At 55.8% G+C, this 14,746-nt stretch carries 19 protein-coding genes; 10 read left to right on the top strand and 9 right to left on the bottom strand.

Annotated elements, in window-relative coordinates; translation table 11 throughout:
• Positions 1-10 precede the first annotated feature (10 nt).
• From ACNQ0W_RS14865 to flgB, 5 genes are read right to left on the bottom strand one after another with little or no spacing between them, the layout of a single operon-like run.
• Entirely contained in the window at positions 11-766 is a 756-nt protein-coding gene (locus ACNQ0W_RS14865; RefSeq protein WP_062932037.1) for a flagellar basal body rod protein FlgF, read from the bottom strand.
• A gap of 20 nt (positions 767-786) precedes the next feature.
• A complete protein-coding gene (gene flgE / locus ACNQ0W_RS14860) occupies positions 787-1,995 on the bottom strand; it encodes a flagellar hook protein FlgE (protein WP_062932038.1) in 1,209 nt (402 codons plus the stop codon).
• A gap of 26 nt (positions 1,996-2,021) precedes the next feature.
• Positions 2,022-2,732 carry a flagellar hook assembly protein FlgD gene (flgD, locus tag ACNQ0W_RS14855; RefSeq protein WP_003857994.1) on the bottom strand — a complete coding sequence of 237 codons (711 nt, stop codon included), beginning with the start codon at positions 2,730-2,732 and terminating at the stop codon, positions 2,022-2,024.
• A gap of 11 nt (positions 2,733-2,743) precedes the next feature.
• Positions 2,744-3,148 (bottom strand): flagellar basal body rod protein FlgC, encoded by a 405-nt coding sequence (gene flgC, locus ACNQ0W_RS14850; protein ID WP_003857997.1) that lies wholly within the window; start codon positions 3,146-3,148, stop codon positions 2,744-2,746.
• A 3-nt stretch (positions 3,149-3,151) separates the two neighbouring features.
• Positions 3,152-3,568 carry a flagellar basal body rod protein FlgB gene (flgB, locus tag ACNQ0W_RS14845; protein ID WP_003857999.1) on the bottom strand — a complete coding sequence of 139 codons (417 nt, stop codon included), beginning with the start codon at positions 3,566-3,568 and terminating at the stop codon, positions 3,152-3,154.
• Between the two features lie 157 nt (positions 3,569-3,725).
• Here flgB and flgA point away from each other — a divergent pair, with 157 nt between their 5' ends.
• The 3 genes from flgA to flgN all read left to right on the top strand — a co-directional run bounded on the left by flgA (position 3,726) and on the right by flgN (position 5,202).
• Positions 3,726-4,385: a flagellar basal body P-ring formation chaperone FlgA gene (gene flgA / locus ACNQ0W_RS14840; protein ID WP_045344268.1), complete on the top strand. Its 660-nt coding sequence runs from the start codon at positions 3,726-3,728 to the stop codon at positions 4,383-4,385.
• Between the two features lie 93 nt (positions 4,386-4,478).
• A complete protein-coding gene (gene flgM / locus ACNQ0W_RS14835) occupies positions 4,479-4,772 on the top strand; it encodes a flagellar biosynthesis anti-sigma factor FlgM (protein WP_003858002.1) in 294 nt (97 codons plus the stop codon).
• A 4-nt stretch (positions 4,773-4,776) separates the two neighbouring features.
• Positions 4,777-5,202: a flagella biosynthesis chaperone FlgN gene (flgN, locus tag ACNQ0W_RS14830; RefSeq protein WP_003858003.1), complete on the top strand. Its 426-nt coding sequence runs from the start codon at positions 4,777-4,779 to the stop codon at positions 5,200-5,202.
• Positions 5,203-5,261: 59 nt separating this feature from the next.
• Here the strand turns inward: flgN and murJ are convergent, their stop codons facing one another.
• From murJ to rimJ, 4 genes are all read right to left on the bottom strand, one after another.
• A complete protein-coding gene (murJ, locus tag ACNQ0W_RS14825; RefSeq protein ID WP_045349245.1) occupies positions 5,262-6,797 on the bottom strand; it encodes a murein biosynthesis integral membrane protein MurJ in 1,536 nt (511 codons plus the stop codon).
• Positions 6,798-6,926: 129 nt separating this feature from the next.
• Positions 6,927-7,850: a Gfo/Idh/MocA family protein gene (locus ACNQ0W_RS14820; protein ID WP_062932039.1), complete on the bottom strand. Its 924-nt coding sequence runs from the start codon at positions 7,848-7,850 to the stop codon at positions 6,927-6,929.
• A gap of 2 nt (positions 7,851-7,852) precedes the next feature.
• Positions 7,853-8,503, bottom strand: a complete 651-nt coding sequence (locus ACNQ0W_RS14815; RefSeq protein ID WP_062932040.1) for a YceH family protein — start codon at positions 8,501-8,503, stop codon at positions 7,853-7,855.
• A 9-nt stretch (positions 8,504-8,512) separates the two neighbouring features.
• The gene (rimJ, locus tag ACNQ0W_RS14810; RefSeq protein WP_003858007.1) at positions 8,513-9,097 is read right to left on the bottom strand and encodes a ribosomal protein S5-alanine N-acetyltransferase; all 585 of its coding nucleotides are present in this window, start codon (positions 9,095-9,097) and stop codon (positions 8,513-8,515) included.
• A gap of 236 nt (positions 9,098-9,333) precedes the next feature.
• On the opposite strand from rimJ, the gene mdtH reads away from it, so the two are divergent.
• From mdtH to ACNQ0W_RS14775, 7 genes are all read left to right on the top strand, one after another.
• Positions 9,334-10,542, top strand: a complete 1,209-nt coding sequence (gene mdtH, locus ACNQ0W_RS14805) for a multidrug efflux MFS transporter MdtH (RefSeq protein WP_062939381.1) — start codon at positions 9,334-9,336, stop codon at positions 10,540-10,542.
• A 99-nt stretch (positions 10,543-10,641) separates the two neighbouring features.
• Positions 10,642-11,202, top strand: coding sequence for a lipoprotein (locus ACNQ0W_RS14800; protein WP_116329899.1), 561 nt, complete (start codon positions 10,642-10,644; stop codon positions 11,200-11,202).
• A 128-nt stretch (positions 11,203-11,330) separates the two neighbouring features.
• The gene (pyrC, locus tag ACNQ0W_RS14795) at positions 11,331-12,377 is read left to right on the top strand and encodes a dihydroorotase (protein WP_062932042.1); all 1,047 of its coding nucleotides are present in this window, start codon (positions 11,331-11,333) and stop codon (positions 12,375-12,377) included.
• A gap of 74 nt (positions 12,378-12,451) precedes the next feature.
• Complete coding sequence (gene dinI, locus ACNQ0W_RS14790) at positions 12,452-12,697, top strand: DNA damage-inducible protein I (RefSeq protein WP_003858011.1); 246 nt, start codon at positions 12,452-12,454, stop codon at positions 12,695-12,697.
• 274 nt (positions 12,698-12,971) lie between these two features.
• Positions 12,972-13,226: a biofilm formation regulator BssS gene (gene bssS, locus ACNQ0W_RS14785; RefSeq protein WP_015570838.1), complete on the top strand. Its 255-nt coding sequence runs from the start codon at positions 12,972-12,974 to the stop codon at positions 13,224-13,226.
• A gap of 114 nt (positions 13,227-13,340) precedes the next feature.
• A complete protein-coding gene (gene solA / locus ACNQ0W_RS14780) occupies positions 13,341-14,459 on the top strand; it encodes an N-methyl-L-tryptophan oxidase (RefSeq protein WP_062932043.1) in 1,119 nt (372 codons plus the stop codon).
• Positions 14,460-14,509: 50 nt separating this feature from the next.
• A complete protein-coding gene (locus ACNQ0W_RS14775; protein WP_003858014.1) occupies positions 14,510-14,623 on the top strand; it encodes a YceO family protein in 114 nt (37 codons plus the stop codon).
• Positions 14,624-14,746: the final 123 nt, after the last annotated feature.

The raw sequence follows: 14,746 nt of genomic DNA, 5'->3' as shown, positions 1-14,746 counted from the left end.
GGAAGTCCTGTTAACTCATAGCCAGAAGTTGGTTAGCCTTGCCTGCGTTTTCATCGACGCTGCTGATGATTTTCATCTGCATTTCGAAGCGGCGGGCGCTGGCGATCATGTCGGTCATGGCTTCTACCGGTTTGACGTTACTGCCTTCCAGCACGCCGGACATCACGCGGATGGTCGGGTCGGCCTGTAACGTGGCGCCACGCATGGCCTGCGCCGCCTGGGTCAGACGGAACATCCCGTCATCACCACGCTGCACTTCGTTGCCTTCCGCTTTCACCAGCTTCAGACGACCGACAGGCGCAACGGTGTTCGCCGGGTCGCCCGGGTTTAACGCCGAGATCGTCCCGTCTGCCGCAATGGTCAGCTCTGACCCTTCCGGCACCGTCAACGGACCGGCTTCGCCCATCACCGGATGCCCCTGAATCGTCAGCTGCCCGGTGGCGCTCACCTGGATATTACCGTTGCGGGTATAGCCTTCCCCGCCGTCCGCCGTTTGCACCGCCAGCCAGCCGTCCTGCTGAAGGGCAACGTCCAGCGGACGCGCGGTGTAATCCATCTGGCCTGGCGTCATGTCGGCGCCCGGCGTGGAGGCGGTGACCAGCGTACGCGTGGGCAATGACAGCCCTTCTACCGGCACCGCACGCAGCGCGTTGAGCTGCGCACGAAAACCTGGCGTGGAGGCGTTTGCCAGGTTGCTGGCGGTAACAGCCTGCTGATTGAGCGTCTGGCTTGCTGCGCCCATCGCTGTATATATTGCGTGATCCATTGCGCTTTCCCGTCAGCTGCTTAACGCAGGTTAACCAGCGTGTTGAGGATCTGATCCTGGGTTTTGATGGTCTGCGCGTTGGACTGGTAGTTACGTTGCGCGACGATCATGTTCACCAGCTCTTTACTCAGATCGACGTTGGAGGCTTCCAGCGCGCCGTTGGTCAGCGTGCCGAAGTTACCGGAACCCGCGGTACCCAGCAGGGCAACACCGGAAGACTGCGTGGCAGACCAGACGTTATCCCCTTCGGATTTCAGGCCTTCGTTGTTAGCGAAGTTTGCCAGCACGATCTGGCCCAGCACCTGGGTCTGTTCGTTCGAATAGTTACCGACAACGGTACCGTCATCGTTGATCTGGTAGCTCACCAGATCGCCCGGCTTATAGCCGTTCTGGCTCGTCGCCACGATGTTGTTTGCACCGGTGTTTTGCTGCATGGAGTTGGCGAAACTCATGGCAAACGTGGCTGGCGTCGCGCCCGGAACGGTACCCGTGGTGATATCAATACTCCCGCCATCCGTCAGTACACCACTCTCATTAAAGATCAGCGTAGTTTCTTCCTTCACCGCGCTGCCCGCTACGCTGCCATCCTGCGAATACACCTTCCAGGAGTTAGCTGGCGTCGCGTTTTTGACATAGAACAGGTTCATGTTGTGCGCATTACCCTGGCTGTCAAACACCGTCACGGTACCTTTCTTGTTGTAAGAGTCAGGGTTGGCCGGGTCGAAGGCGACGGTTGGCGCGGTATCGGTGGAGTTCAAGTTGATCTGCTGAGAGGCCGTGGTGGTGGACTTCGCCGCCATCAGCGTCGTTGGGATGGAGATCGCCTGCGGATTCGCACCGGTTTGCACCGTAGGCGGCGTGCCGGCAACCGGATAACCGGTTAACTGAAGTCCCTGCATGTTCACCAGGTTACGGTTTTCATCCAGCTTGAACTGGCCGTTGCGGCTGTAGAACACGGAACCGTTGGCATCCACCATACGGAAGAAACCGTTCTGGCTGATGGCGACGTCCAGACCGCGACCGGTGTTGGTGGTCGTCCCGTCGGTGAAGTCCTGGGTGATACCCGCAACCTTCACGCCCAGGCCCACTTTAGAGCCTGCAAACATATCTGCAAAAGACGCAGAACCGGATTTAAAACCATAGGTCGCGGAGTTGGCGATGTTGTTGCCAATGACGTCCAGGTTGGTGGCCGCAGCATTCAGGCCGCTGACCGCTTGAGAAAAGGCCATGACTTACTCCTGATAAGTATGAAGGCTTAGATAATCTGCCGAACTTCGTCGAGTGTGGTGGTACCGGAGGTACCCAAATCCAGTTTGTTGCCATCGCTACCTTTGATGACGCCCTGAACCAGGGCAAACTGTAGCGGCTGAGCCACCAGCTGAGTGGTGCCGTTGCTGGCGCTAATCGCAACCTGATACGAGCCGTTAGGCGCTTTAGTGCCGTCGGTCAGGCTGCCATCCCAGGTAAAGGTATGAACGCCCGCTTTAAGCTCGCCAATCTCAATCGTGCGCACCACGTTGCCGCTGGCGTCTTTGATTGTGGCGGTGACTTTGTCGGCCGGCTGCTGCAACTCAACGCCAAACGGCGTCGTGGTGGTGGTGGACGTGCCATCGGTAGTGCTGGTGCCCGCCAGAATCGTGGTCCCCGGGATCATCACCCCATGACCGATCAGGTTGGCGGCCTGCAAGGACTGGCTGTTATCGATTTGACCGGAGACCGAGCCGAGCGTGGTGTTCAGTTTCTCAATGCCGCTGACGGTACTGATCTGCGCAAGCTGCGTGGTCAGTTCGTTGTTCTGCATCGGATTGGTCGGGTCCTGATTTTTCAGCTGCGCCACCAGCAGGGTCAGAAAGCTGCTCTGTAAATCGGAGGCATTGCTCCCGGTGAGAGAGCTGGAACCGGTCGCACTGCTGGTGCTGTTGACGCCGGTATTTGTCGGGTCATTCACGTTTACGGCGATGGACATGCGTGTCTCCTTTACTGGCCGAGAGTGAGTGTTTTGAGCATCATGCTCTTCACGGTATTGAGCACTTCGACGTTTGCCTGGTAGCTGCGCGACGCGGACATAGAGTTCACCATCTCCCCGACCACATCCACGTTCGGCATTTTCACGTAGCCGCTGGCATCCGCGAGCGGGTTGCCTGGCTCGTAAACCAGCTTGTCGGGTGCCTGGCTCTCAACCACGTCCGCCACTTTTACGCCGCCCGTTGCCGCACCCGGTGCAGCATCAACCTGGAAGACAACCTGTTTAGCGCGATACGGTTGCCCGTCAGGGCCGGTCACGCTGTCGGCGTTGGCCAGGTTACTGGCGGCCACGTTCAGTCGTTTGGACTGCGCCGTTAATGCCGAACCGGCGATATCAAAAATATTCAGCAAGGCCATTTACTAATTGCCCCCCTGTAGGACGGTCATCATGCCTTTAATTTGCCCGCCGAGTAGCGTCAGACCTGTCTGGTATTGCAGGCTGTTATCGGCAAACTGTGTGCGCTCCCGGTCCATGTCGACGGTGTTGCCATCAAGCGAGGGCTGATCGGGAATACGGTAAAGCAGGTCGGTCGTTGGCGCGGTCATCGCCTGAGCGGGAATATGACGTGAGGATGTCAGGGCCAGTGAGACACCCGTTCCTTCGGCACGTCCACGCTCCATCACTTTTTTGAGTTCACTGGAAAAATCAATATCGCGCGCCTGGTACCCGGGAGTATCCGCGTTGGCGATATTGGCGGCTAAAATCTCCTGCCGCTGGGCGCGTAAGTTGAGCGCTTCCTGCTGAAAACGTAACGCGGCGTCGAGTTTATCGAGCATGTCTCCTCCGCTGATGAGAAAATTTCAGTTCACAGCTTAAATCTCACCCCGTCTCCCCTATCGACGGAATAAGCGCAAAATGCGTCGCTATTTGTTGCGTTGATGGAAAACCACTGCGGGTAGAATTTGCTAAATTCTGGACATGGTGGAACGTGCGATGCGGACTTTTAAACGTGGCCTGGCGGCGGCCCTACTGCTTTTGAGCCCTCTGGTGCAGGCTGAGGGGTTAGAGGATCAGCTCAATGCATTCTTTGCGCAGAAGCTGGCCGGTTTCAGCGATGACGTACGCGTGACCGTGCGCACCCCGCCTAACCTTTACCCTTCCTGCGAAGCCCCGTCATTTAGCGTGACCGGCAGCACCCGCTTGTGGGGCAACGTGAACGTGCTGGCGCGTTGCGCCAATGAAAAACGCTATTTACAGGTTGCGGTTCAGGCGACGGGCAATTATGTTGTCGCCGCCGTTCCCATTCCCCGGGGCAGCCTGCTGCAACCTGACAGCGTAACGCTGAAGCGAGGCCGTCTGGATCAGCTTCCACCGCGGACGATGCTGGATATCAACCAGGCTCAGGAGGCGGTCAGCCTGCGCGATGTCGCTCCTGGACAGGCGATACAGCTATCCATGCTGCGCCAGGCGTGGCGGGTGAAAGCGGGACAACAGGTGATGGTGGTCGCCAATGGCGAAGGCTTTAGTATCAACAGTGAAGGAAAAGCGCTGAATAATGCCGCAGTGGCGCAAAATGCCCGGGTCAGAATGTCCTCAGGCCAGGTGGTCAGCGGCACGGTCGGTCCTGATGGGAATATTCTGATTAACCTGTAATCTTTTTAAAGATTTCGCGGCGACTGCCGATAAATATTCAACAAATGATGATGTCAGGCGCAAACGCCGCGAACCCTCGATGAGGACAACACTATGAGCATTGATCGTACATCAGCCCTGAAGCCGGTTAGCACTGTACAACCTCGCGAAACGAATGAGGCTGCCCCGCAAAAAACGCGTCTGGAAAAAACGTCGACGGCTAACAGCACCAGCGTCACGCTGAGCGATGCCCAGTCGAAGCTGATGCAGCCAGGCAGCAGCGATATCAACATGGAACGTGTTGAAGCGCTGAAAACGGCTATCCGTAACGGCGAACTGAAAATGGATACCAGCAAAATCGCTGATGCGCTGATTCAGGACGCACAGAGTTTCCTCCAGAGTAACTAACCGTATGAGTCGACTGTCAGAAATACTGGATCAGATGACGGTGGTCCTGAACGACCTGAAAACGGTGATGGATGCCGAACAGCACCACCTCTCTTCTGGTCAAATCAACGGCAGCGCGTTGCAACGCATTACTGAAGATAAAAGTTCGCTGCTGGCGACCCTGGATTATCTGGAAAAACAGCGACGCGCTGAGCAAGACGCGAAACGCAGCGCCAATGATGAGATCAACGAACGCTGGCAGACCATTACAGAAAAAACCCAGCATCTTCGCGATCTCAACCAGCATAACGGCTGGCTGCTGGAAGGTCAGATTATCCGTAATCAGCAGGCGCTTGAGGTGTTAAAGCCCTATAAAGAGCCGGGGCTGTACGGTGCGGATGGTCAGACGGCCACGGCACGTATCACGGGCGGGAAAAAGATTTCGATTTGACGCAGTAGCGGCACGTCATGAAGCGGGGAGCACCTTCTGGTGAACTCCCCTTTTGGCGTTTATACCGTGCGGCGGGTAAACTCTTTCACCTTGAAGCCAAGCACCGCCAGCGTGGCAAAGTACGCCACCACCCCGACCACCACCACGGCCATCAGACGCATCAGGCGGTAAGGCATGGTGCCCTGCGCCCACTCAGGCATGACATACAACATGCCAACCAGCGCGGCCGCCATCACCACTACCGCGATCGCCAGACGCAGCAGGAAGCCTGCCCAGCCCGGCTGCGGTGTGAAGATATCCTGCTTGCGCAGCTGCCAGTACAGCAGCCCGGCGTTCAGACAGGCCGCCAGACCAATCGACAATGACAGCCCCGCGTGTTTCAGCGGTCCAATAAACGCCAGGTTCATCAGCTGCGTCATGATCAGCGTCACAATGGCAATCTTAACCGGCGTTTTGATGTCCTGACGTGAATAGAAACCGGGCGCAAGCACCTTCACGACAATCAGCCCCATCAGCCCCACCGAGTAGGCGACCAGTGCACGCTGGGTCATGGCGGCATCAAAGGCGGTGAATTTTCCATACTGGAACAACGACACCGTCAACGGTTTTGCCAGGATCCCCAGCGCCACCGCGCTTGGCAGCGCCAGCAGAAAACAGAGACGCAGGCCCCAGTCCATCAGGCGGCAGTATTCATCGTGGTTGCCGCTGGCGAAACTTTTCGACAGTGACGGCAGCAGAATAGTCCCCAGCGCCACGCCCAGCACCCCGGATGGAAACTCCATCAGACGATCGGCGTAGTACATCCAGGACACCGAGCCCGACACCAGGAAAGAGGCGAAGATGGTATTGATGATCAGCGAGATCTGGCTGACGGACACGCCGAGTATTGCCGGTCCCATCTGTTTAATAACGCGCATGGCGCCCGCATCTTTGAAATTAATGCGCGGCAGAACCAGCATGCCGATCTTTTTCAGATGCGGAAGCTGGTAAGCAAGCTGTAGCACGCCGCCGACGGTCACGGCCCAGGCCAGCGCCAGCACCGGTGGGTTAAAATGCGGCGCGGCGAACAGCGCAAAGCCAATCATGCTGACGTTGAGGAACGTGGGGGCAAAGGCCGGAACGGAGAAGCGGTTCCAGGTATTCAGGATGGCACCCACCAGCGACGCCAGCGAAATCAGCAGAATATAGGGGAAGGTTATACGCAGCAGTTGCGTGGTCAGGGCAAATTTATCCGCCGTGTCAGCAAAACCCGGCGCCGTCACCATGATCACCCAGGGCGCTGCCAGCATCCCCAGGACGGTCACGATCGCCAGCGCCAGCGTCAGTAATCCGGAAACGTAGGCCACAAAGACGCGGGTGGCATCTTCGCCCTGCTTGCTTTTATATTCTGCGAGGATCGGAACGAATGCCTGTGAGAAGGCCCCTTCGGCAAAAATACGGCGCAGCAGGTTTGGCAGCTTAAAAGCGACGAAAAAGGCGTCAGTCGCCATCCCGGCGCCAAAAACCCTTGCCACAATGGCATCGCGCGCAAAGCCAAGCACGCGGGAAAACATGGTCATCGAGCTGACGGCCGCCAGCGATTTTAATAAGTTCATTAACGTGAAGTTCCACAACCCTACGGATTTCCAGGACGGATAAGCGTTAGCGCCACCCGGCAAAGCCAACAAGCGGCGCTTAGTCTAACCGGATTTCAACGAATTACTATCGGCAGATGTTACAACGCGTTATTCCGACATGGCTTCGCGCCAGAGTCGTTCCACAATGCGCTGCGCCAGAATAGCCTGCTCCCCGGACGTTTCAGGAACCGTCTGATTCTGCACGCAGGTGATGAAGTGACGCGCGCAGCCCACGAAGCCACGCTGCTCCAGGGTGCTTTGCCAGCCGGGAACGGGTAACGCGACCACGCCATTGCCCTTCTCTTCCCGCCACTCTCGCATATCGGTGACGTCATACAGCGCGCCATCCGTAACGGCCTGCACGGACTCGCGCTGGCTGCCCGCCCGACGATGCATGCTGGTCGTCACCTGCAAATGCTCAACGGCAAAATGATGTTCGGCGTAAACCATCTCGCCCTGCTCGTTGGTCAGCAGCGTGCCGCTTTGCAGCTGGGCTTTTCCATTACTCAGCCACAGGGCCGTATCCACGACGTGGAGATAATCATCCAGCAGCGTGAAACGCAGATCGTTCGGCCCCACGCTGTCGGTACGGTGCTTATCCATACGCAGAGAAGCAAACGAGCCGGACTGCGCTTTAAGCTGCTGATAGAGCGGCGCAAAACGGCGGTTGAAGCCGACCATCAGCGTCAGCTTTTTACGCGCGGCCAGCTCAATCAGTTGTTCAGCATCCTGTACATTTTCCGCCAGGGGTTTATCCACGCAGACGTGAACGCCTGCGTTCAGCAACTCGCTCACCACCTGATAGTGCGTCGCGGTTGAGGTATGCACAAATACCGCATCACATTCACGGGCTAAATCCTGTAGCGAACCGGCATAAGGGATGCGCCAGGTTTTGCAGATGCACTCTGCTTTCTCGCGGGTGGGCGACCACGCCCCTTGCAGCGTCCAGTCGGACGCGGCGCCTAAAACGGGCAGCCAGGCTTTTTGCGCGATCCCTCCCAGCCCCACAACACCAATGCGTAATGTTGTCACGATTAATCTCCCAAATGTGCGAGTAACGCATCAAGACGCTGCTTCAGCCCGGCAACCTCGTCCTCCAGGGCTGCCACGCGCGCGGTCAGGCTGTCGTTTGATGCTGGCGTGTCGGATTCTACGGCCAGCGCAGAGGGCTCAACGTCGCCGCTAAACAGGTGCATGTAGCGGCTTTCACGCTTGCCCGGCTCGCGGGGCAGACGCACCACGTAAGGACCGTCCTCGCGTGAGGCCAGCCCCTCCAGCGTCTTTTCAACGTCCTGCATATCCTGAAACTCATACATGCGGGAGGCGCGCGTGCGCAGTTCCCCCGGTGTCTGCGCCCCGCGCAGCAGCAGCGTGGTGATCACCGCCACTTCTGCGGCGCTGAGTTTTAAATCGCCAAATTCGGAATTACAAAAGCGCTGTTCATATTTAGTGACGCGATTGCCGAAGCCGCTGACGGTGCGCAGGTAGTGGCGCTTCACCAGCTCGTCAAGGGTATCCTGCACCTCGTGCTCGCCAAGGTTCATCACCGGCTCACGGTTCGTCTTCTGGTTGCAGGCCATCGTGACGGAATTCACGGACAGAGGATACTGTTCCGGCGTGGTGACCTGCTTTTCCAGCAGGCAGCCGACCACGCGCGCTTCGGCGCCATTTAACTGATATTTCATTTTTTCTCCTTAACGACCCGCGGTCCACTCCTGCGTGGTGAGCGCGGTGAGCACATGGTCCCGCCACTCGCCGTCAATCAGCAGATAATCTTTGGCATAGCCCTCTTTCTCAAACCCCAGGCGGGCCAGCAGATCGCCGCTGCGCTTATTGTGCGGCATGTAGTTGGCCATAATGCGATGGATATGTTGCGTGCGCTGCATGTAGCGAATCGCCGCCGTCAGCGCCTCAAACATGAGCCCCTGCCCCTGCCATTTCTGACCGATGGAATACCCGAGGTAACAGGCGTGAAACGACCCGCGTACCACGTTTGAAAAATTGGCGATGCCAACGATCTCTTTCTCTTCCGGATCGAGAAGCGCGAAATAAAACGCACTTCCCTGTTTATGAAATTCCGCAATCATACTGAGGCGCGCCTGCCAGCCAGAGGGGTAGCAGTGGCTCTCGTCCCGAACGGGTTCCCAGGGTTTTAAAAACTGGCGATTCTCGGCGTAATAATCCGCCAGACGCCAGGCATCACGCTCATGCACCAGACGAACGACCAGCCTGTCCGTCGTCAGACGCACTTTTGGCACATTACTGCGATAGCCAAACATCGTTACCACTCCTTCCCGTCGCTTCTGCTCTGCCTGTTAGCTTTACTATACCTGCGCCTGTGCCTTCTGTGAAAACAGTGACATACCATTTTGATCGCTTTTCACATTTTTCGATGAGAACTCTCTATCAAAGCACCTTTTTGATAAAAAAATATTGTCGCCGGCGGGTATGGGAAAAAGCCCGGCGACACCGCAGAATGTTAGCGTGCTCACCTTTTATTTTCCCTGGAGGGAAAATGTCCCGCGTATCACAGGCCAGGAGCCTGGGTAAATATTTCCTGCTCGTCGATAACATGCTGGTCGTGCTCGGCTTTTTTGTCGTTTTTCCGCTTATATCGATTCGTTTTGTCGATCAAATGGGCTGGGCGGCATTGATGGTCGGGATCGCGCTGGGTCTACGCCAGTTTGTACAACAGGGTCTGGGCGTGTTTGGCGGCGCAATAGCCGACCGCTTCGGCGCGAAACCGATGATCGTCACCGGCATGCTGTTACGTGCGGCGGGATTCGCCACCATGGCTATCGCTCATGAACCCTGGCTGCTGTGGTTCTCCTGTTTCCTTTCCGGGATTGGCGGCACCCTTTTCGACCCACCGCGTACCGCGCTGGTGGTTAAGCTTATCCGTCCGCAACACCGGGGGCGCTTCTTCTCGATTTTGATGATGCAGGACAGCGCTGGCGCGGTGGTGGGCGCCCTGCTGGGAAGCTGGCTGCTGCAATACGATTTCCGCCTGGTCTGCGCCACCGGCGCGATGTTGTTTATTCTCTGCGCGCTGTTTAACGGTCTGTTTCTGCCCGCGTGGAAGCTGTCGACGGTGAAGGCGCCTGTGCGGGAAGGGCTTGACCGCGTGCTGAGCGATAAACGCTTCGTCACCTATGTGTTAACCCTGACCGGCTACTACATGCTCACCGTGCAGGTCATGCTGATGCTGCCCATTATGGTTAACGATATTGCCGGCACGCCAGCGGCAGTGAAGTGGATGTATGCCATAGAGGCCTGCCTCTCACTGACGCTGCTTTATCCGATTGCCCGCTGGAGCGAGCGCCGTTTCCGGCTTGAGCACCGTCTGATGGCCGGGCTGTTGCTGATGACGCTGAGCATGATGCCCATCGGCCTGGTGAGTTCGCTTCAGCAACTGTTTATGCTGATCTGCACCTTCTATATTGGCTCAATCATTGCCGAGCCAGCCCGTGAAACGCTGAGCGCGTCACTTGCCGATGCCCGGGCCCGGGGCAGCTACATGGGCTTCAGCCGTCTCGGGCTGGCGCTTGGCGGCGCACTGGGTTACACCGGTGGCGGCTGGCTGTTTGATGCCGGAAAAGCGCTCCATCAGCCGGAGCTGCCGTGGGTCATGCTCGGCATGGTCGGCTTTATGACGCTGATTGCCCTCTGGTGGCAGTTCAGTGATAAACGCAGCACCCGCGGGATGCTGGAGCCTGGCGCCTGACCCTCTTTCACTATCAGTTTTTTCTGCTGGTTTCTGTTGGATCACCCTGACATACTGGCGTATCAGGACAGATGCGCCGATTTTATGTTGAGGAACGCCATGAAAAAGATCGTTATTGCCGCTGCGTTAATTGTCAGTGGTCTGCTGGTGGGATGTAACCAGCTTACGCAGTACACCGTCAGTGAGCAGGAAATTAATCAGGCGCTGGAAAAACATAATAACTTTTCAAAAGATATCGGCGTGCCCGGCCTTGCTGACGCGCATATCGTCCTGACGAAGCTCGCCAGCCAGATTGGGCGCGAGGAGCCTAACAAAGTCACCCTTTCCGGCGATGCCAGCCTCGATATGACCTCGCTCTTCGGCAATCAGAAAGCGGATATCAAGCTGAAGCTCAAGGCGCTGCCGGTCTTTAATAAAGAGAAAGGGGCAATATTCCTGCAAGAGATGGAAATCGTCGATGCGGTTGTGACGCCGGAAAAAATGAAACCGGTGCTGCAAACGCTGATGCCGTATCTCAACCAGTCCTTGCAGAACTACTTTAACCAACAGCCTGCCTATGTTCTGAGCGAAGACAAGAGCAAAGGCGAATCTCTGGCGAAAAAATATGCCAAAGGGATAGAGGTGAAACCGGGTGAAATCATCATCCCTTTCACCGACTAAACACTCCGGGCGCTCAGGCGCCCGTTTTTTTTAACGGAATAGTGTGCAAACGAAAACGTTTCCGCTTATGATTTGTGTCCGGCAAAAACAGCCCTCTAATGACTGATCTCTTTCAAGCCGGAGCTTCCATGACTGTACAATCCCAGGTTCTCAAAATCCGCCGCCCAGACGACTGGCATATCCATCTTCGTGATGGCGACATGCTGAAAACCGTCGTGCCGTATACCAGCGAAATTTATGGCCGTGCGATTGTTATGCCTAACCTGGTTCCGCCAGTCACTACCGTCGAGGCCGCGATTGCCTATCGCCAGCGTATCCTTGACGCCGTTCCGGCCGGACACGATTTTACCCCATTGATGACCTGCTACCTGACGGACTCGCTGGATCCGAATGAAGTTGAGCGCGGGTTTAACGAAGGTGTATTCACCGCCGCGAAGCTCTACCCGGCGAATGCCACCACCAACTCCAGCCATGGAGTGACCAGCATTGATGCCATCATGCCCGTTCTGGAGCGTATGCAAAAACTGGGCATGCCGCTGCTGGTGCACGGGGAAGTGACCCACGCTGACATTGATATTTTCGATCGCGAAGCACGTTTTATCGAAACGGTCATGGAACCGCTGCGCCAGCGTCTTCCGGGGCTGAAAGTGGTGTTTGAACACATTACGACTAAAGATGCCGCAGAGTATGTCCGGGATGGAAACGAGCTGATTGCCGCCACCATCACCCCGCAGCACCTGATGTTTAACCGTAACCACATGCTGGTGGGCGGCGTTCGTCCACATCTGTATTGTCTGCCGATCCTCAAGCGCAACATCCACCAGCAGGCGCTACGTGAGCTGGTCGCCAGCGGCTTTCCACGCGCGTTCCTCGGCACGGATTCCGCCCCGCATGCCCGTCACCGTAAAGAGGCGAGCTGCGGCTGTGCAGGCTGCTTTAACGCCCCGACCGCCCTGGCAAGTTACGCAACCGTGTTTGAAGAGATGAATGCGTTAGCCCATTTCGAAGCTTTCTGCTCCCTTAACGGCCCGCGTTTCTACGGTCTGCCGGTTAATGACACGTTCATTGAGCTTGAGCGCAAAGAAAGCCAGGTTGAAGCGTCGATTGCGCTCACCGACGATACGCTGATCCCCTTCCTGGCCGGTGAAACCGTAAACTGGACGGTAAAACGCTAAAAAAATCGCGCCCCCTGTTGTCAAAGCGACAATATAACTGTATAAATAAACAGTATATTACACAGGGGGCATTTATGCGTATCGAAGTCACCATAGCCAAATCCACCGTCCTGCCTGCTGGCGCACTCGACGCTCTGGCGGGTGAACTATCCCGACGTATTAACAGCACTTTTCCTGAAAACGATGGCGCCGTAACGGTACGTTATGCGACAGCAAACCATCTTTCCGTCATCGGCGGCGCGAAAGAAGACAAAGAACGCATCAGCGAAATTTTGCAGGAAACATGGGAAAGCGCCGACGACTGGTTCATCACTGATTAAAATTTGCTCCCTCATTGTGTTTTTTTGCCGGGTCGCCCCGGCTTTTTTTCGTTTCGTCTCCTGAAAGTTCAAAATATTTCAGCATCTTCTTAGAAAATCGTGAACAAGATGGCGTTTTATTGTTCGAACAATCCTAAAAAGCATAAAAATGTGTTGCTACCCGTTTATTTTTTCCTTCTGAACCCTTATTAATTGATATACTGAAATTGCTTTCAGAAAAACATGCATTGAACCTCAAAGTCGTTGTCTTCTAACACGCATTAAGGGGGTTATAATGGAAAAGAATAGTGAAGTCATCCAGACCCATCCGCTTGTTGGCTGGGATATCAGCACCGTAGACAGCTACGATGCGCTGATGCTGCGTTTGCACTACCAGACCCCAAATCAGCAAAACCGTGATGAAGCGGAAGTTGGACAGACGCTGTGGCTTACAACAGACGTCGCCCGTCAGTTTATCTCTATTTTAGAAGCAGGCATCGCAAAAATAGAATCTGGCGACTATCAGGAAAATGAGTATAAACGGCATTGACCTTATGCCCCTTTTCACTCAACAGGCACCCTCGCGGTGCCTTATTTATTTCGTTCTTGTATAAGCCCACATAGTTAATTACTCTGCTAACAAAGCGTTAGTAAAGAGAAGCCTATGAAATACGATTTAATCATTATCGGAAGCGGCTCCGTAGGATCTGCCGCCGGTTATTACGCCACGCAGGCGGGTCTGAAAGTGCTGATGATTGACGCCCACCTTCCCCCCCACTCTGAAGGAAGCCATCACGGCGATACCCGTCTGATCCGTCACGCTTACGGTGAAGGTGAACGTTATGTACCGCTGGTGCTTCGGGCTCAGACGCTGTGGGATGAGCTGGCCACACTCACCGAAGATCGCATTTTTGAGCGCACCGGGGTCGTTAACCTGGGGCCAGCCAGCTCCACCTTTCTGGCGACCGTCGAGGAGAGCGCGAAAGCCTACCGCCTGGACGTCGAGCGCCTGGATGCGAACGGCATCATGGCGCGCTGGCCGGAAATTTCTGTCCCTGACGACTACATTGGGTTGTTTGAAGCCAACTCTGGCGTGCTGCACAGCGAAACGGCCATTAAGACCTGGATTGATCTCGCCGCCAAAGCGGGCTGCGCGCAGTTGTTCAACTGTCCGGTCACGGGCATCACCCACCATGCAGAGGGTTCAACCGTCACCACCGCTGAAGGTGAATATACCGCCACGCGCCTGCTGGTGAGTGCGGGAACGTGGGTGACGAAACTGCTGCCGGACCTGCCCATCCAGCCGGTGCGAAAAGTCTTCTCCTGGTTCCAGTCTGACGGGCGTTACAGCAGTCAGAACAAATTCCCGGCGTTTACAGGCGAGTTACCCAACGGCGACCAGTTCTATGGTTTCCCCTCGGAAAAAGACGCGCTCAAGATTGGCAAACATAACGGCGGACAGGTAATTTCCTCTGCGGAAGAACGCAAGCCGTACGGCGCTTATCCGCAGGATGGTTCCGAAGCCTTCACGTTCCTGCGTAATATCCTGCCGGGCGTAGGCGGGTTGCTTTACGGCGCAGCGTGCACCTACGACAACACCCCGGATGAAGATTTTATCATCGACACCCTGCCGGGACACGACAACACCCTGCTCGTAACCGGGCTCAGCGGTCACGGGTTTAAATTTGCCTCTGTGTTAGGTGAAATCGCCGCCCAGTTTGCGCAGGGGATCGCGCCTTCGTTTGATCTCAAGCCCTTCGCGCTCTCGCGCTTTAACCGATAATACCTCTACAGGCTCCGAATAACCGGAGCCTGTTTAGCGAGAGGGGCATGATGCGCAGACTGGTAAATTACCTTATCAATAACATCCGCGAGCATTTCATGCTCTACATTGTTCTTTGGTCGCTGCTGGCGATCATTGACGTTATCTATATTGTATTCTTCTGAAAGTTCGTGCTGACGTTTATTGACACTCCTTTAAACTTATTTAACTTATATTTTTTAAAAAAACGTCACCTCAAATTTATTGAACGAAGCGATTGAAATACATTGCGGGAACATATTCAAATC

The organism is Enterobacter cloacae complex sp. 6730903 (assembly GCF_048283985.1).
Lineage (GTDB): Bacteria > Pseudomonadota > Gammaproteobacteria > Enterobacterales > Enterobacteriaceae > Enterobacter > Enterobacter hormaechei_C.
This window is presented reverse-complemented; position numbering and strand designations above follow the sequence as displayed.